10 protein-coding genes are annotated in these 14,629 nt (G+C 39.4%); 4 read left to right on the top strand and 6 right to left on the bottom strand.

The window, feature by feature from the left end:
* Positions 1-18: 18 nt before the first annotated feature.
* From nanK to ABN236_RS14040, 4 genes are all read right to left on the bottom strand, one after another.
* A complete protein-coding gene (nanK, locus tag ABN236_RS14055; RefSeq protein ID WP_194951462.1) occupies positions 19-888 on the bottom strand; it encodes an N-acetylmannosamine kinase in 870 nt (289 codons plus the stop codon).
* Positions 885-1,583 (bottom strand): N-acetylmannosamine-6-phosphate 2-epimerase, encoded by a 699-nt coding sequence (locus ABN236_RS14050; protein WP_349474266.1) that lies wholly within the window; start codon positions 1,581-1,583, stop codon positions 885-887. The genes nanK and ABN236_RS14050 overlap by 4 nt, the downstream gene beginning before the upstream one ends.
* Positions 1,584-1,791: 208 nt before the next feature.
* Positions 1,792-2,487, bottom strand: a complete 696-nt coding sequence (locus tag ABN236_RS14045; protein ID WP_349474265.1) for an oligogalacturonate-specific porin KdgM family protein — start codon at positions 2,485-2,487, stop codon at positions 1,792-1,794.
* Between the two features lie 82 nt (positions 2,488-2,569).
* Positions 2,570-3,727 carry an N-acetylneuraminate epimerase gene (locus ABN236_RS14040; RefSeq protein WP_349474264.1) on the bottom strand — a complete coding sequence of 386 codons (1,158 nt, stop codon included), beginning with the start codon at positions 3,725-3,727 and terminating at the stop codon, positions 2,570-2,572.
* A 622-nt stretch (positions 3,728-4,349) separates the two neighbouring features.
* On the opposite strand from ABN236_RS14040, the gene fdnG reads away from it, so the two are divergent.
* From fdnG to fdoI, 3 genes are read left to right on the top strand one after another with little or no spacing between them, the layout of a single operon-like run.
* Positions 4,350-7,397, top strand: coding sequence for a formate dehydrogenase-N subunit alpha (gene fdnG / locus ABN236_RS14035; RefSeq protein ID WP_349474263.1), 3,048 nt, complete (start codon positions 4,350-4,352; stop codon positions 7,395-7,397).
* 10 nt (positions 7,398-7,407) lie between these two features.
* A complete protein-coding gene (gene fdxH, locus ABN236_RS14030) occupies positions 7,408-8,337 on the top strand; it encodes a formate dehydrogenase subunit beta (protein ID WP_088494240.1) in 930 nt (309 codons plus the stop codon).
* Complete coding sequence (fdoI, locus tag ABN236_RS14025; protein WP_088494239.1) at positions 8,334-8,993, top strand: formate dehydrogenase cytochrome b556 subunit; 660 nt, start codon at positions 8,334-8,336, stop codon at positions 8,991-8,993. Before fdxH ends, fdoI begins: the two co-directional genes overlap by 4 nt.
* A gap of 86 nt (positions 8,994-9,079) precedes the next feature.
* On the opposite strand, the gene fdhF is transcribed toward fdoI, so the two are convergent.
* Positions 9,080-11,248 (bottom strand): formate dehydrogenase subunit alpha, encoded by a 2,169-nt coding sequence (fdhF, locus tag ABN236_RS14020; RefSeq protein WP_349474262.1) that lies wholly within the window; start codon positions 11,246-11,248, stop codon positions 9,080-9,082.
* Between the two features lie 607 nt (positions 11,249-11,855).
* Between fdhF and ABN236_RS14015 the strand changes: the two genes are divergently transcribed.
* Positions 11,856-13,172, top strand: coding sequence for a sodium-dependent transporter (locus tag ABN236_RS14015; protein WP_088494237.1), 1,317 nt, complete (start codon positions 11,856-11,858; stop codon positions 13,170-13,172).
* 149 nt (positions 13,173-13,321) lie between these two features.
* Here ABN236_RS14015 and ABN236_RS14010 read toward each other — a convergent pair whose 3' ends face one another.
* Positions 13,322-14,629, bottom strand: coding sequence for a TRAP transporter large permease (locus ABN236_RS14010; RefSeq protein WP_088494236.1), 1,308 nt, complete (start codon positions 14,627-14,629; stop codon positions 13,322-13,324).

Here is a 14,629-nt window from a genome sequence, read left to right as displayed (position 1 = left end):
AGTTTTACGACAGTTTTTTTATTGCTCTCTAGCCCAAAGGACAGCGCCCCAGAGCCCGGCATCATGATGATAGTGAGCCGATAATATCGGCACTTGTAATGCAACTGGTTGCTTTATCTGGGCAGCTTGAACGAGTTCGATATATCCCTTTGCCAACCCAACGCTTCCACCAAGAACGACACAATCAGCATCCGTTGTGGCTTTAATATCGGTCACCAAATTTGCAATAGTGTTTGCTGAGCGTTCAATAATTGATTTTGCTTGTGAATTTCCCTGGTGAAAGGCAGCAAAAATCGCTTTTGCATCTTTTCCAGCAAGCTCCTGTGTCGCTTGCGACGCAATTGCACGACCAGAAGCGATGGCTTCAACACAACCATAGCGACCACAACCACAAAGTGGGCCATGAGGATCGGCAAGCGTGTGACCTAAATGACCTGCAATACCTCGTTTTCCTGTAAAGAGTTGTCCTTGTTGAATAACGCCACCACCAACACCTGTCGATACAGTAATAAATGCCATATCAGAAATCGTTTCACGACGATGATCATATTCAGCCCATGTAGCTGCTTGAGCATCATTGAGTAGCCAACAAGGCAATCCTGTAAGTGCGATGAGTGTTTCTTTTAAAGGAAAACCTTTTAGTCCACCTAAATTATCTGGATTCAATGCGGTCAAAATGCCATTACAAATAATCCCTGTTGATGCGACAGCAACACTATCTGCATAGCTTTTTAGTGGTGTAGTAATATCAACTAAAGCTTTATAAAGTTGCGTTGGTGATGCACTTGCTGGTGTGGCTATCTGAGTATGTTGTGTCAATTGGTTATCTCGACTAATTAGTGCCGCCGAAATTTTTGTTCCTCCAATATCAATTGCTAATGTATTCATTTATCTAACTCCTGCTGCCACTTTAATGCCTGAGTAAACCAATCACAGACATGCTCAAGGCGCGTTAATGCAGAGCCTACCGTGACAGCCCAAGCACCAGCTTGCATTCCTCTTGCAGCAATCATTGGTGTGTTATAACGCCCTTCAGCAATCACTCGGCATCCCTTTTCAGCCAATGCGGTGACAAGTTGTAAATCAGGTAGCTTTGGTATCTCACCACCGGTATAGCCCGACATCGTTGAACCAATAAATTCAGTGCCTAACTCTTGGCAATACATACCTTCGTCAAAGGTGGCACAATCTGCCATCGCCAATCTTCCTAAACGATGAATATGTTCTAATAGTGTTTTCACTGGTACAGGACGCACACGATCAGTACCATCAAAAGCAATAATATCGGCACCCGCTTTAGCCAAGTCATCAACATCACTAAGCCACGGAGTGATCCTTACAGGGCTATCAGGTAAATCACGCTTCACAATGCCAATAATCGGCACATCAATAAGAGGACGAGTTGCTCTTAAATTATCAATTCCCTCAATACGCACTGCGATTGCTCCTGCATTTACCGCGGCTTGAGCCATTGCAGCAACAATCTCTGGCTTATCCATTGGGCTATTATCAACAGGCTGGCAAGACACAATCAGTCCACCTTTTTGTTGAATATCTTTAGTCATCTTTTCAATTAGCGCCATTTTGAACTCACTGTTCTCTTCTTTTGAAATGTAACTCCAAATTATAGTATTTTACGGAGTTTAATTTCTCAACCAGAGAAACAGTAATTTGTGAAGAAGATCAAACAATAATCAATGACTCACAACTTACTGATAAATAAATAAAATAAAAGTAGAGTGATGTTTCCACCACTCTTCTTCTTTTTTATTCCGCATTACTTAACTTAAATTAGAAATGAAACTGCAACCCAACTCGATAACGTGTCTGGCGAGCATCACTAAGAGGGCTTACAGCCATATTGCCAACTTCAATATAAGGTGTGAAAGTACTGTTGAGTTGATAAGAGAAAGCGACGTTATGCTCATAATTGCGTTTTTTATTATCATATTTTATGGCGTCGCTATACATTTGAGTATAATCATATTCCACTTTAAATTTGTTATATTTATAACCTATAAAACCATCAAGACGATTTGTTTTTTCATCATCAGCACCTTGTTTTGTTTTACGGGCATAATCAAAACGATAACGTCCTGCAATATATAACCCATTATCAAAGTTATATTGTGCTTTTAAATAGGGTTTATATATAGAAGTATCTGTTACAGTTTCAAAAATAAGACCAGGCTGTAATGTAATATGATTATTTAGTTTATAGTTATAACTTAATCCCATTTCAATAGCATTATTAACAACATCACTAAACAGTTTATCTTTCTCACCATCTACACCACCCGATTTAACGCTAGCATCAATATAGAAACCAACACCATTTGAAAAAGAGTGAATAAATGCAACTCTATCTTTATTAATTCGAGTAGAGTCTGCATATTCATGACGAAAGTCTAATGTAGTCGCATATAATTGAGATGACATTAATAAAGTACAGCATGACAATAAAAGTTTCTTCTTTTTATTTAGCATAATATTTTTCCAAAAAGGTGAGATCCCCTGTATTAACAAAGGAGATCTTTATGAATTATTTTAATTTATATTTAGGAAGAGATTATTCAATAATTAATTGTTTATCTTTCATCGTTAAAGTAATAACTGAATTAACAGCTTCACCCTTATTTGTTTCGCCTCCAATTAAATAAAGTGAATTATCATGTGAAACAGTAACACCATAACCAAGAGGAAGAGGTAATTCACCAATGATTTTCCATTGATTATTAATAAAGCCATAAATTTCTTTATGCCATGTCTTTTCTAATCCTTGATGTGCAAAGTAATGTTGCTGTGAATAGTTTGCCTGAGCTCCCGGAAAATTTGCCCCGCCAGCAACAAGTAAAGTGTGCATACTGTAACCGGCAAACGCACCAGCTAAACCGTCTTGCGGCTGATTAGACATTGGATCGGGTAATTTCTGAGCAACAGAATTCCATTGTAATTGATTGTTTTTTAATGTGGCGGTTTGCACTTCACTGGTGCGTAATCCTGGCTTTATTTCACCATTGATTAAAGTGATTTTATTGCCATCATAAGCTAATGCAGAGCCTGCTGTTCCATTAAATGGCGTAGTACCTAACAATCGCCATTGATTATTTTCAGCATTATATTCCATTATATTTCGATTAAAAAAATAACCTTCAGCTGGCTTATTAAAATAATCACTAATGATTTTTTTACTTTCAGATTCATTCAATTTAGTACGATTTAAATCAACGAAATAACCGTCAAAGATTTGTTGATTAACTCCACCAAGAATAATAGCTTGATCATTGTTAATATTAACTCCCGTATGCCCTACTAATCCATAAGGTGCTCGAGTGTTGACCTTTTCCCATTTATTTTCTTTTGGTAAATAGCGATAAACATCTGTAAGCGCACTAATTGTTTCGCTATTTTCATTTTCTTTTCCTGCTCCACCAAAAATATAAATATTATTATTTAATTCTAGAGCAATAGATTGATCTCTTGGTGTTCCAGGAAAGTCTGCTATTCTTTCCCATTGTTTTGTCGAACAATTGAGATCAAGCTTATACCATGATTTTCCCGCTGTACCTAAACCAACATAAATAACATTTTCGCTGATTGTTCCAGCACCACTTTTAAATGTTACAGGTAAATTAGGTAGTTTTTCTGCAAAACTAGTAGACGTGAATATTGCCGACACTAGCATTACAGAAAGACAGGAGTAAGATATTTTCTTTATTCTGTTCATACTTATTAGCTCTTATTATTGTCATCAAGTAGGGGTTTTTCTTGTATCTTAAATATCACTCCAATATATAATTATTTTCGGAGTTAAACTTCAAATCGATCTTTTCTGAATTGTGAAGGCGATCAAAATGTCTATTTTTTAATCTTATATTTTTACAACTTTCTTTAAATCAAATTTAGGAATAAAAATCTGACAATAGAATAGAAAACAGTCTCAATAATTTATTATTGAGATTTTATGCAGAATATAATGTTAATTCTTTTACAGTAAAAAAATTTTATGACACAGGTAAAAATGGAGTTTTATTTCAAGAGCCTTTTTAATCGATTAAATGCTCATTTTTACCTTGTGTGTTAATTGAAAAATTGGTTATTTAACATGATGGAAATCAAACTAAATTGTTATTTTTTAATATATTTTGTATCCGCATTGTTAGTATGGATTTATTTTTTTTCCTCGTTATAATCACCAGCGTCATTTTAAGTAGTAGTTCATCACATTGAGTTCACAAAACGATACTCAGGTCTGTCTTGAATGATTGAAAAATGAAATCGTATCTTTACTGGACGTTTTTTAAACGCCCGGGACGGATGTTATTTATCAATTTATCAAGGAGACACTGATGCAAATCAGTCGTAGGTCTTTCTTTAAGATCTGTGCTGGCGGTATGGCAGGCACATCTGCTGCATTACTCGGCTTGGCACCTGAAGTATCTATTGCGAATGCTCGCCAATATAAATTATTACGTTCAGTCGAGACTCGTAATAACTGCACTTATTGCTCTGTGGGTTGCGGTATTTTGATGTATAGCCTTGGGGATGGTGCAAAGAATGTCGATAAAAGTATTTATCACATTGAAGGCGATCCTGATCATCCTGTTAGCCGTGGCTCTTTATGTCCGAAAGGTGCTGGGCTTGTCGATTATATCCACAGTGAAAATCGCCTGAAATATCCTGAATATCGTAGACCTGGCTCTGATAAGTGGGAGCGCATTTCATGGAATGAAGCGATTGATAAAATCGCCCGTCTGATGAAAAAAGACCGTGATGAAAACTTTGTTACCCATAATGAAAAAGGGCAAGAAGTTAACCGCTGGCTTACCACTGGAATGCTTTGTTCTTCTGCTGCTAGTAATGAAACCGGGATTTTAGATAATAAATTTTCTCGTTCATTAGGCATGATAGCTATTGATTGTCAGGCAAGACTTTGCCATGCGCCAACCGTTGCAGCATTAGCACCAACCTTTGGTCGTGGTGCAATGACCAATAACTGGGTTGATATTAAAAACGCTAACGTGGTGCTGATCATGGGCGGTAACCCTGCTGAAGCACACCCTGTCGGTTTTAAATGGGTTATCGAAGCTAAAATTAAGAACAATGCGAAGGTTATCGTTGTCGATCCCCGTTTTAACCGTAGTGCTGCTGTTGCCGACCTTTACTCTCCTATTCGTGCAGGCTCTGATACTGCGTTCTTATTAGGTGTTATTCATTACCTTATTGAACACAATAAAATTCAGCACGAATATGTGAAAGCCTATACCAATGCTTCTTTAATTGTGCGTAAAGATTTTAGCTTTGATGAAGGCCTGTTCAGTGGGTTTGATAAAGAAAATCAAAGCTATGATAAAACCTCATGGCACTATGAACTTGATGAGAATGGTTTGGCATTAAGAGATAACTCACTGCAACATCCTCGTTGTGTGTGGAATCTTTTAAAACAGCACGTTTCACGTTATACCCCTGAAATTGTTACTACACTTTGTGGTACACCTTTAGAAGATTTCACCTATATCTGTGAAGCTCTTGCTTCCACCAGTGTAAAAGACAGAACCTCAACTATTTTGTATGCCCTCGGTTGGACACACCATACTGGCGGTGCTCAAACTATCCGTGCAGCAGGTATGATCCAGCTATTATTAGGTAACGTGGGTATGCCGGGTGGCGGTGTGAATGCATTACGTGGGCACTCTAATATCCAAGGCTATAGCGATTTGGGTTTATTATCATTAAACCTACCGGGCTATATGCCCCTGCCTAATGAAAAACAGACATCGTTAGAAACGTATTTATCTCAAGTTACACCAAAAACCGTGGTTGCAGACCAAGTTAACTACTGGAAAAGAACCCCTGATTTCTTTATTAGCTTACTAAAAAGCTTCTGGGGTGAGCACGCAACGGCACAAAACGAATGGGGTTATCACTGGTTACCAAAATGGGATAAAAGCTACGACATCATGGCGCAAACCCAATTGATGATCGAGGGGAAAATGAATGGTTATATCGTTCAAGGTTTTAACCCATTAGCCGCTTTTGCCGATAAAAATAAATGTAGCGCCGCATTAGCCAAGCTGAAATATATGGTTGTCATTGATCCACTCGTGACTGAATCTTCTAATTTTTGGCAAAACCACGGCGAGATGAATGAAGTCTCACCAAAAGATATTCAAACTGAAATCTTCCGTTTACCTTCATCATGTTTTGCTGAAGAAAATGGCTCGATTGCAAACTCAGGTCGCTGGCTACAATGGCACTGGGCGGGGGCGAAACCACCAGCACAAGCATGGCACGATGGTAAAATTTTAGGGCATTTATTGATGCGTCTACGCGAGCTTTATCGTGAAGAAGGCGGTGTTTGCCCTGAGCCTGTCATGAATCTTTCTTGGAACTACGTTGACCCTTACGATCCACAACCTGAAGAAGTGGCGAAAGAAGCGAATGGGCAAGCCATGCAAGATATCTTTGATGAAACAGGCAAATTGTTGTTTAAAAAAGGACAACAACTTGATGGTTTCCATCAACTGAAATCAGATGGCTCAACGGCAAGTTTCTGTTGGGTTTATTCCGGTTGTTGGACTGAAAAAGGCAACCAAATGGCGAACCGCGATAACGCCGATCCTTCAGGGCTAGGTTGTACACCGGGTTGGGCTTTTGCGTGGCCGCAAAACCGTCGTGTGTTATATAACCGCGCATCTGTTGATCCACAAGGCCAACCTTGGGATGCAAAACGTCAGCTTATCAAATGGAATGGTAATCAATGGGTTGGCCCTGATGTACCAGATTATAGTAATGCCGCGCCTAATAGTGGTGTAGGTCCTTTTATTATGCAACCAGAAGGTATGGGACGCTTATTTGCTGTTGATAAAATGGCTGATGGTCCATTCCCTGAATTCTACGAACCGTTTGAATCGCCAACAGAAGATAATATTCTGCACCCGAAAGTCTCTCGTAACCCTGTTGCACGTTTATACAGCTACGATGCTGAACATTTAGGTAAAGCAGATGAATTCCCTTATGTGGCAACAACCTACTCAATTACTGAATTGTTCCGTCACTGGACAAAACACTCATTAATTAATGCCATTGCACAACCCGATCAATTTATTGAGATTGGTGAACAACTTGCTTCACGTAAAGGCATTGTTCAAGGTGATGAAGTTAAAGTCAGCGCTAAACGTGGCTATATCAAAGCCAAAGCCGTGGTGACTAAGCGAATTAGACCTCTAACGATAAATGGCAAAGTCGTTGATACTATCGGTATTCCTTGCCACTGGGGCTTTGAGGGAGCAACACGCAAAGGTTTCCTTGCCAATACATTAACGCCATCTGTGGGTGATGCAAACTCATTCACACCTGAATATAAGGCGTTTTTAGTCAATATCGAAAAGGCATAAGGGGAAACTAATGTCATTGCAATCTCAAGATATTATTCGTCGTTCTGCTACCAATTCTCTCACGCCAGCACCACAGGTACGTGACTTTAAAGAAGAAGTAGCAAAGCTTATCGATGTGACGACCTGCATTGGCTGTAAAGCCTGTCAGGTTGCCTGCTCAGAATGGAACGATATTCGTGACAAAGTGGGTCTTAACGTCGGTGTTTATGATAACCCGATGGATTTAACCGCTAAATCGTGGACCGTGATGCGATTTTCTGAAGTTGAAGAAAACGGCAAGTTAGAGTGGCTAATTCGTAAAGATGGCTGTATGCACTGCGCTGATCCGGGCTGCTTAAAAGCGTGTCCCGCAGAAGGTGCCATTGTTCAGTATGCTAACGGTATTGTTGATTTTCAATCAGAGCACTGTATTGGTTGTGGTTATTGTATTGCGGGCTGTCCTTTTGATGTTCCTCGTATTAATGAAGAAGATAATCGCGCTTATAAATGCACATTGTGTGTTGATCGTGTTGAAGTCGGTCAAGAGCCAGCTTGCGTAAAAACCTGTCCAACAGGGGCAATTCATTTTGGCTCTAAAGAAGCGATGACTCACCTTGCAAACGAGCGTGTTGCAGAACTCAATACCCGAGGCTATGACAAAGCAGGTTTATACGATCCTCAAGGGGTTGGCGGAACTCACGTTATGTATGTACTTCATCATGCAGATAGACCTAATTTGTATCATGGCTTACCAGAAAACCCAGAAATTAGCTCAACAGTTAAATTCTGGAAAGGTATTTGGAAACCATTAGCGGCAGTTGGTTTTGCAGCCACCTTTGCAGGTGCAATATTCCATTACTTAGGCATTGGCCCTAACCACACCACAGAAGAAGATGAAGAAGAGGCACAAAAAGAGATGGAAGCATCACAAAATTCAGTGAATAAAGAGGAGCAGAAATAATGAAGAAGAAAAGCGATAAAATCCTTCGTCATACTGCCTCAGAGCGTATTAATCACTGGGTTGTGGCGATTTTCTTTATCTTTACTACCTTTAGCGGATTGGGTTTTTTCTTCCCATCTCTAAACTGGTTTATGAATATTTTAGGCACACCACAGCTTTCGCGTTTACTGCATCCATTCACGGGTGTTGCGATGGTGTTCTTCTTTATCTTTATGTTTTTTAGATATCTAAAACATAACTTTGTTGATAAAGACGACTTAGTATGGGCGAAAAATATCCATAAAGTGCTACAAAACGAAGAAGCCGGCGATATCGGGCATTATAACTTGGGTCAAAAAGGAATTTATTGGACGCTAAGTATCAGCCTTATCGTGCTTACCATTAGCGGTATCATGATTTGGCGTCCTTATTTCGCGGACTATTTCTCTATCCCTGTTATTCGCATTGCCTTACTGGCTCACTCACTGTCAGCTATTTTGCTTATCATAACGGTGTTTGTTCATGCTTATGCCGCGTTTTGGGTAAAAGGTTCGATTCGTAGCATGATTGAAGGTTGGGTAACTCGAGGTTGGGCGAAAAAACATCACCCGCGTTGGTATCGTGAGATTTTAGAAGAAGAGAAAAAAGAAGCAGAAAGCAAAGTAAATCAAAAATAATACACTGCTTTTACTTCTATAAAGTAGATGTGAGAAAAAAATGGAGGCTTAATCGCCTCCATTTCTATTTTAAATCAACGCTTAACTTAATGTGCCGCTGTTTTTGCTTGCTCCACTAAATTAATTAAGCGACTTCTCATTGTATGATAGTGCTGAGAAACTTGGCTTTCTGCCCATTTTTGATCGGCAATTTTTATCACTTTAGCTGCACAATATTTAGTTTCAGGTGTTTTAGAGACAGGATCAAGATTATCCTGAGTCAGCTCATTACATGCCCCAATCCACCATTGATAAGTCATATAAATCGCTTGTTTATTGATCGTCTCATTCACATTACAACGAGACATCACCTTACCTCGACGAGATTCAACCCAGACAATTTCTTGATCACGAATACCCGCTTCTTTAGCAATCTCTGGGTGGATTTGAACATAACCCGGTTCATCCGCAAGTGATGCCAAGGCTTTACAGTTACCCGTCATAGAGCGACAAGAATAATGCCCCACTTCACGCACTGTAGATAAGATCATTGGATAATCAGCATCTGGTAATTCAGCGGGTGCTCGCCATGGTGTCGCGAATAACTGGCCTTTACCAGATGGTGTGGTGAATTGGTTACCTGAATATAAATAAGGTGTCCCTTTATCTTCAATATCAGTACAAGGCCATTGAATATGCGCTAAACCCGCCAATTTTTCATAAGTGACGCCAAAAAATAGCGGACATAAGGCTCGGACTTCATTCCAGATCTCTTCATTATTTTCATAAGACATCGGATAGCCCATTTCAGTGGCGAGTAAACTAATGATTTCCCAGTCACGTTTTACATTGCCACGTGCTTCAATGGCCTTTTCAAAACGTTGGAAACCTCTATCTGCACAGGTAAAAATACCTGCATGTTCACCCCAACTGGTTGAAGGTAAAATCACGTCGGCTTGCTCTGCGGTTTTTGTCATAAAGATGTCTTGAACTACGACAAAATCGAGGGCTTCAAAGCCTTTTCTTACTAAGCCTAAATCGGCTTCTGTTTGAAGAGGATCTTCACCCATGATGTAGTAAGCCTTCACTTTACCTTCAATCGCTAAATGAGGCACTTCAGTAATACGATATCCCACTTCAGGATCAAGTTGTTCAACAGGAATATTCCAAGCCTTAGCGAATTTCTGACGCGTATTTTCGTCAGTGACATATTGATATCCTGGGAACATGTTAGGTAAAACACCCATGTCACAAGCACCTTGAACATTATTTTGTCCACGAACTGGTGCGACGCCAACATGCGGTTTACCTAAATTACCCGTTAATAGCGCAAGACCAGACAACCCTTTGACGACATCAACTGCTTGACCAAATTGCGTTACTCCCATGCCCCACATAATAGTTGCTGTTTTAGCTCCTGCATAAGTGCGCATTGCTTTACGGATTTCAATGGCTGGGATACCGACAATATCTTGTACTGCTTCAGGGCTATAATCTGCGAGTTGTTTTTTATATTCTTCGAAACCTTCGGTATAACGGCTGACATAATCTTTATCATAAAGATCTTCATCAATTAGCGTATACGCAAATGCATTGACTAACGCCATATTAGTACCATTTTTTAATGGTAAATATTGGTTAGCAATTTTGGCTGTTTCGATTTTACGAGGATCACAAACAATAATTTTTGCACCTTTTTGTTTCGCTTTAACCACACGGCGCGCCACGATAGGGTGAGAATCAGCACAGTTATAACCAAAGACTAATAAGCAGTCTGAATCTTCAATATCAGCAATAGAGTTACTCATGGCACCATTGCCTAATGTCTCTTGTAAACCTGCAACAGAAGGCCCATGGCAAACACGAGCACAGCAATCGACATTATTATTACCTAATACTGCACGAACAAACTTTTGCATCACAAAATTGGTTTCATTCCCTGTACCTCGAGAAGAGCCCGTACACATGATGGATTTCGCACCGTATTTTTCTTTGATTTCCAGTAATTTTTTTGCCGTATATTGAATCGCTTCATTCCAACTTACAATTTCAAAATCAGCCCCTTTTTGTCGGCGGATCATGGGTTCATGAATTCTGGCTGTCAGAAGTTTATTGTCATTAAGAAAATCCCAACCATAGAGCCCTTTTAGACAAAGTTCTCCTTGATTGGTGACACCATTGGCACCTTCAGCTTTGATTATACGACCATTTTCGACACAGAGATTGATTTTGCAGCCAGCGCCACAGTAAGGACAGACGGAGTTGATTTTGTTCATTTGATATCCTTTCCCCTAACTAGGGAGTAAAAGAGTCATAAAGAACGTTCAACTAAGCAGGAATTATGCCAATTAATTTTCAAAATATAATCAATGAGATACAAAAACAAAATAATATTTGATAATCGTTTCGTCATTTTTGTCGGTGCTCACTTTACACAAATAGGGCTAACTTATTACGGAATTAAGCAATTAGCATCAGCGAAACATTTAGAAATAAAAATTAATACTGAATTCTAATAAAATTTATTTCTTTAGTTTGAATTTATGATATAAATAATAAATACGCATTTTGAAAAACAATATTTCATATTGCATTGCGATTATATCCATTTCAATAAAGAGCAAAAAGATGAATATGAACACCAACAACCGACTCTTAGGCCTAAACCTACTACTCCTTCGTTAGGTGGCCGAGCACGTTCATTTTTTTGCAAAAGCCACCAGTAAGGTGGCTTTTTGTTGTGCCCCTACTGGTGGAACTGTTTTTTAGGGGAGTTTCTATGATGTTTAGTTTCACCATTAGGATGATGAGTTACAACGCCTTACCAATAAGCCACTGCATGGCAATAGCCTCTATCACTCATTCGATAACACAGGGGGCAAAATGAGCCAACAATGGACATCACGGGTCGGTCATATCTTAGCAGCCGCTGGCTCTGCAATCGGCATTGGCGCAATTTGGAAGTTTTCTTATGTCGCAGCCAATAATGGCGGTGGCGCATTTTTAATTGTCTTCTTGTTATTTAGTTTTGTTATCGGGCTTGCGGTATTACTGGCTGAGAATATTTTAGGCAGTAGCACACACGCTGAAGCCGTTAACGCATTTAAAAGAATGATGGGACGCAATTGGGTCATCATTGGCGTTATTGGTGTATTCAGCTCTTGGTGTATTTATAGCTTCTATAGTGTTGTCGGTGGTTGGACAATTGGCTATACCGTTATGGCGGCAACAGGTCAATTGAATATTACAGATAGCGCTGAATTAACCGGTATTTTCACCCGCTTTATTAGTGATCCTTTATGGCCTATTTTGGCTCACCTTGCCTTTGCTGGATTAACCTGTTTCGTGGTTTTAGCAGGTGTACAACGTGGATTAGAAAAAGCCGTTAAAATCATGATGCCGATGTTATTTATCATTATGATTTTATTGATTATTGTTGGTATCAGCTTACCCGGCTCTTCTGAAGGTTTAAAATTATTTTTATACCCTGATTTTAGTAAGTTAACCCCACAAGGCGTATTAGATGCGTTAGGATTAGCCTTCTTCTCACTGTCTATCGGTTTAGGTATTCATATCACTTACAGTGCTTATTTAGCGGACAACAAAGGTATCGCTAACTCCAGTATGTGGGTGGTTATTTTATCTTGTATGGTGTGTGTGCTTGCCGGATTAATGATTTTCCCTGCATTATCTGCCGCAGGCTTAGAGCCAAATGCAGGTCCCGGTTTAACCTTTATGACGATGCCGGTTTATTTTGCCAACTTACCCGGCGGTAATATTTTAGCTGTGACTTTCTTTGTCTTGTTATTAATGGCGGCGTTAACCTCTGCAATTTCATTACTCGAGCATATCGTGGCTTATGTGCAGATGCGTTTTCAGTGGACTCGTCGTCGTGCTGGATTAGTCGTTACGGCCTCAATTATGCTGATGGGTATTCCAGTTTCATTATCTTTCGGCCCGATGAGTGATGTGACATTAGGGGGTAAAACAGTCTTTGATTTGTTGGATTACCTGACTTCCAATATTTTGATGCCACTGTTTGGTATTGCAATGTGTTTGATCTTTGGTTGGTCACGTAGAGCGAATGCATTTATCCCTGAAAATATCACTGGATTAAAACGTCAAAGCTTATTACTGGTGTGGCGTTATATTGGTCCAATTTGTATCGGTATTATTTTAATTCATGGATTGATTGGCTAAACAGATCCCCGATAAAAACAGTTTATTAAACATAAAGAGAGGGTCAAATGACCCTCTCTTTTTTCTTGTTTTATAACAGCCTTTTTATTATCGGCTTATTTTATTTTGGATACTTTATATTACTTTTTTCCCTAGCAGTTTTATCAATATTACCCAACCAATCCCATTGCTTGAGGTAAGAACATAGAAATTGCAGGAATATATGTCACTAATAACAACACAAGAATAATAACGGCAAAGAAAGGTAATAGCGGTCTAATTACACCTTCAATCTTAATTTCACCTATCTTACAACCAGTAAATAAAATAGGACCTACTGGCGGTGTTATCGTACCTAATGAAAGGTTAAACACCATCATGATACCGAATTGAACAGGGTCCATACCAAATTGAGCACAAATCGGTAGGAAGATTGGGGTAAAGATTAACACTGCGGGTGTTGGGTCCATAAAGGTACCAACCAACAGTAAAACCAAGTTCATAATCAGTAAAATAACTAAGAAACTATCGGTAAAAGAGAGTAAGCCTGATGCGATAATGGCAGGTATTTTAGTAAATGCCATTACCCAAGACATAATGGATGATGTGGCAAGCATCAAAATAACAATTGCCGTCATTTTTGCGGTGGCTAAGAAAATAGCAGGCAAATGGTTTATTTTGATATTTTTATAACACATACCTAAGATTAAAGAGTACACAACTGCAATGGCTGAAGCTTCTGTTGCAGTAAAAATACCACCTAAGATCCCACCGATAACAACCACAATCATCATTAAGCTAGGAACAGCATCAAGTACGAGCTTAAACGCTTGTCCTTTCATGGTATTTTTTTCAGCAACATAACCGCGACGTTTAGCAATAAAACCTGCCACTAACATCACACCCAGTCCCCATAAAATGCCGGGAATATAGCCACCCATAAACAGAGCTGTAATCGAAACACTTCCTGCAACAGTGGCATAAACAATCAGTGTGTTACTTGGTGGAATTAACATACCCGTTGGTGCTGATGCAATATTAACCGCAGCACTAAAAGCGGGATCGTAATTTTCTTTCTTTTGGATTGGAGACATAATGCCGCCAATCGCAGCCGCAGAAGCAACACCAGAGCCACTGATTGAGCCAAATAGCATATTGGCAACAACGTTAGTTTGCGCTAAAGGTCCCGGTAAAAAGTTACTGACTAACTTAGCGCAGTTAATTAAGCGAATAGCGATACCGCCGTTATTCATTAAGTTACCCGCCAGAATAAAGAACGGAATGGCTAACAGAGCGAAAGAGTCTAGCCCCACAAACACGCGTTGAGCTGATGTTAAAATCGCGCCATCAAAAGGCAATATCATTGCCATAGCGAAGAAAGAAGAGAGTCCAATACTGACGCTGATTGGTGTACCAATAAATAAGAGAAGGAATGCACCAATAAACATGACTAGGGCAACAACAATTGCAATATCCAT

This window comes from Proteus sp. fly-1013 (assembly GCF_040140245.1).
Classification (GTDB): Bacteria; Pseudomonadota; Gammaproteobacteria; order Enterobacterales; family Enterobacteriaceae; genus Proteus; species Proteus mirabilis_B.
This window is presented reverse-complemented; position numbering and strand designations above follow the sequence as displayed.

Coding starts and splice junctions, on each gene's coding strand:
- nanK (WP_194951462.1), bottom strand. CDS start 888: ATGAATACATTAGCAATTGATATTGGAGGAACAAAAATTTCGGCGGCA.
- ABN236_RS14050 (WP_349474266.1), bottom strand. CDS start 1,583: ATGGCGCTAATTGAAAAGATGACTAAAGATATTCAACAAAAAGGTGGA.
- ABN236_RS14045 (WP_349474265.1), bottom strand. CDS start 2,487: ATGCTAAATAAAAAGAAGAAACTTTTATTGTCATGCTGTACTTTATTA.
- ABN236_RS14040 (WP_349474264.1), bottom strand. CDS start 3,727: ATGAACAGAATAAAGAAAATATCTTACTCCTGTCTTTCTGTAATGCTA.
- fdnG (WP_349474263.1), top strand. CDS start 4,350: ATGCAAATCAGTCGTAGGTCTTTCTTTAAGATCTGTGCTGGCGGTATG.
- fdxH (WP_088494240.1), top strand. CDS start 7,408: ATGTCATTGCAATCTCAAGATATTATTCGTCGTTCTGCTACCAATTCT.
- fdhF (WP_349474262.1), bottom strand. CDS start 11,248: ATGAACAAAATCAACTCCGTCTGTCCTTACTGTGGCGCTGGCTGCAAA.
- ABN236_RS14015 (WP_088494237.1), top strand. CDS start 11,856: ATGAGCCAACAATGGACATCACGGGTCGGTCATATCTTAGCAGCCGCT.
- ABN236_RS14010 (WP_088494236.1), bottom strand. CDS start 14,629: ATGGATATTGCAATTGTTGTTGCCCTAGTCATGTTTATTGGTGCATTC.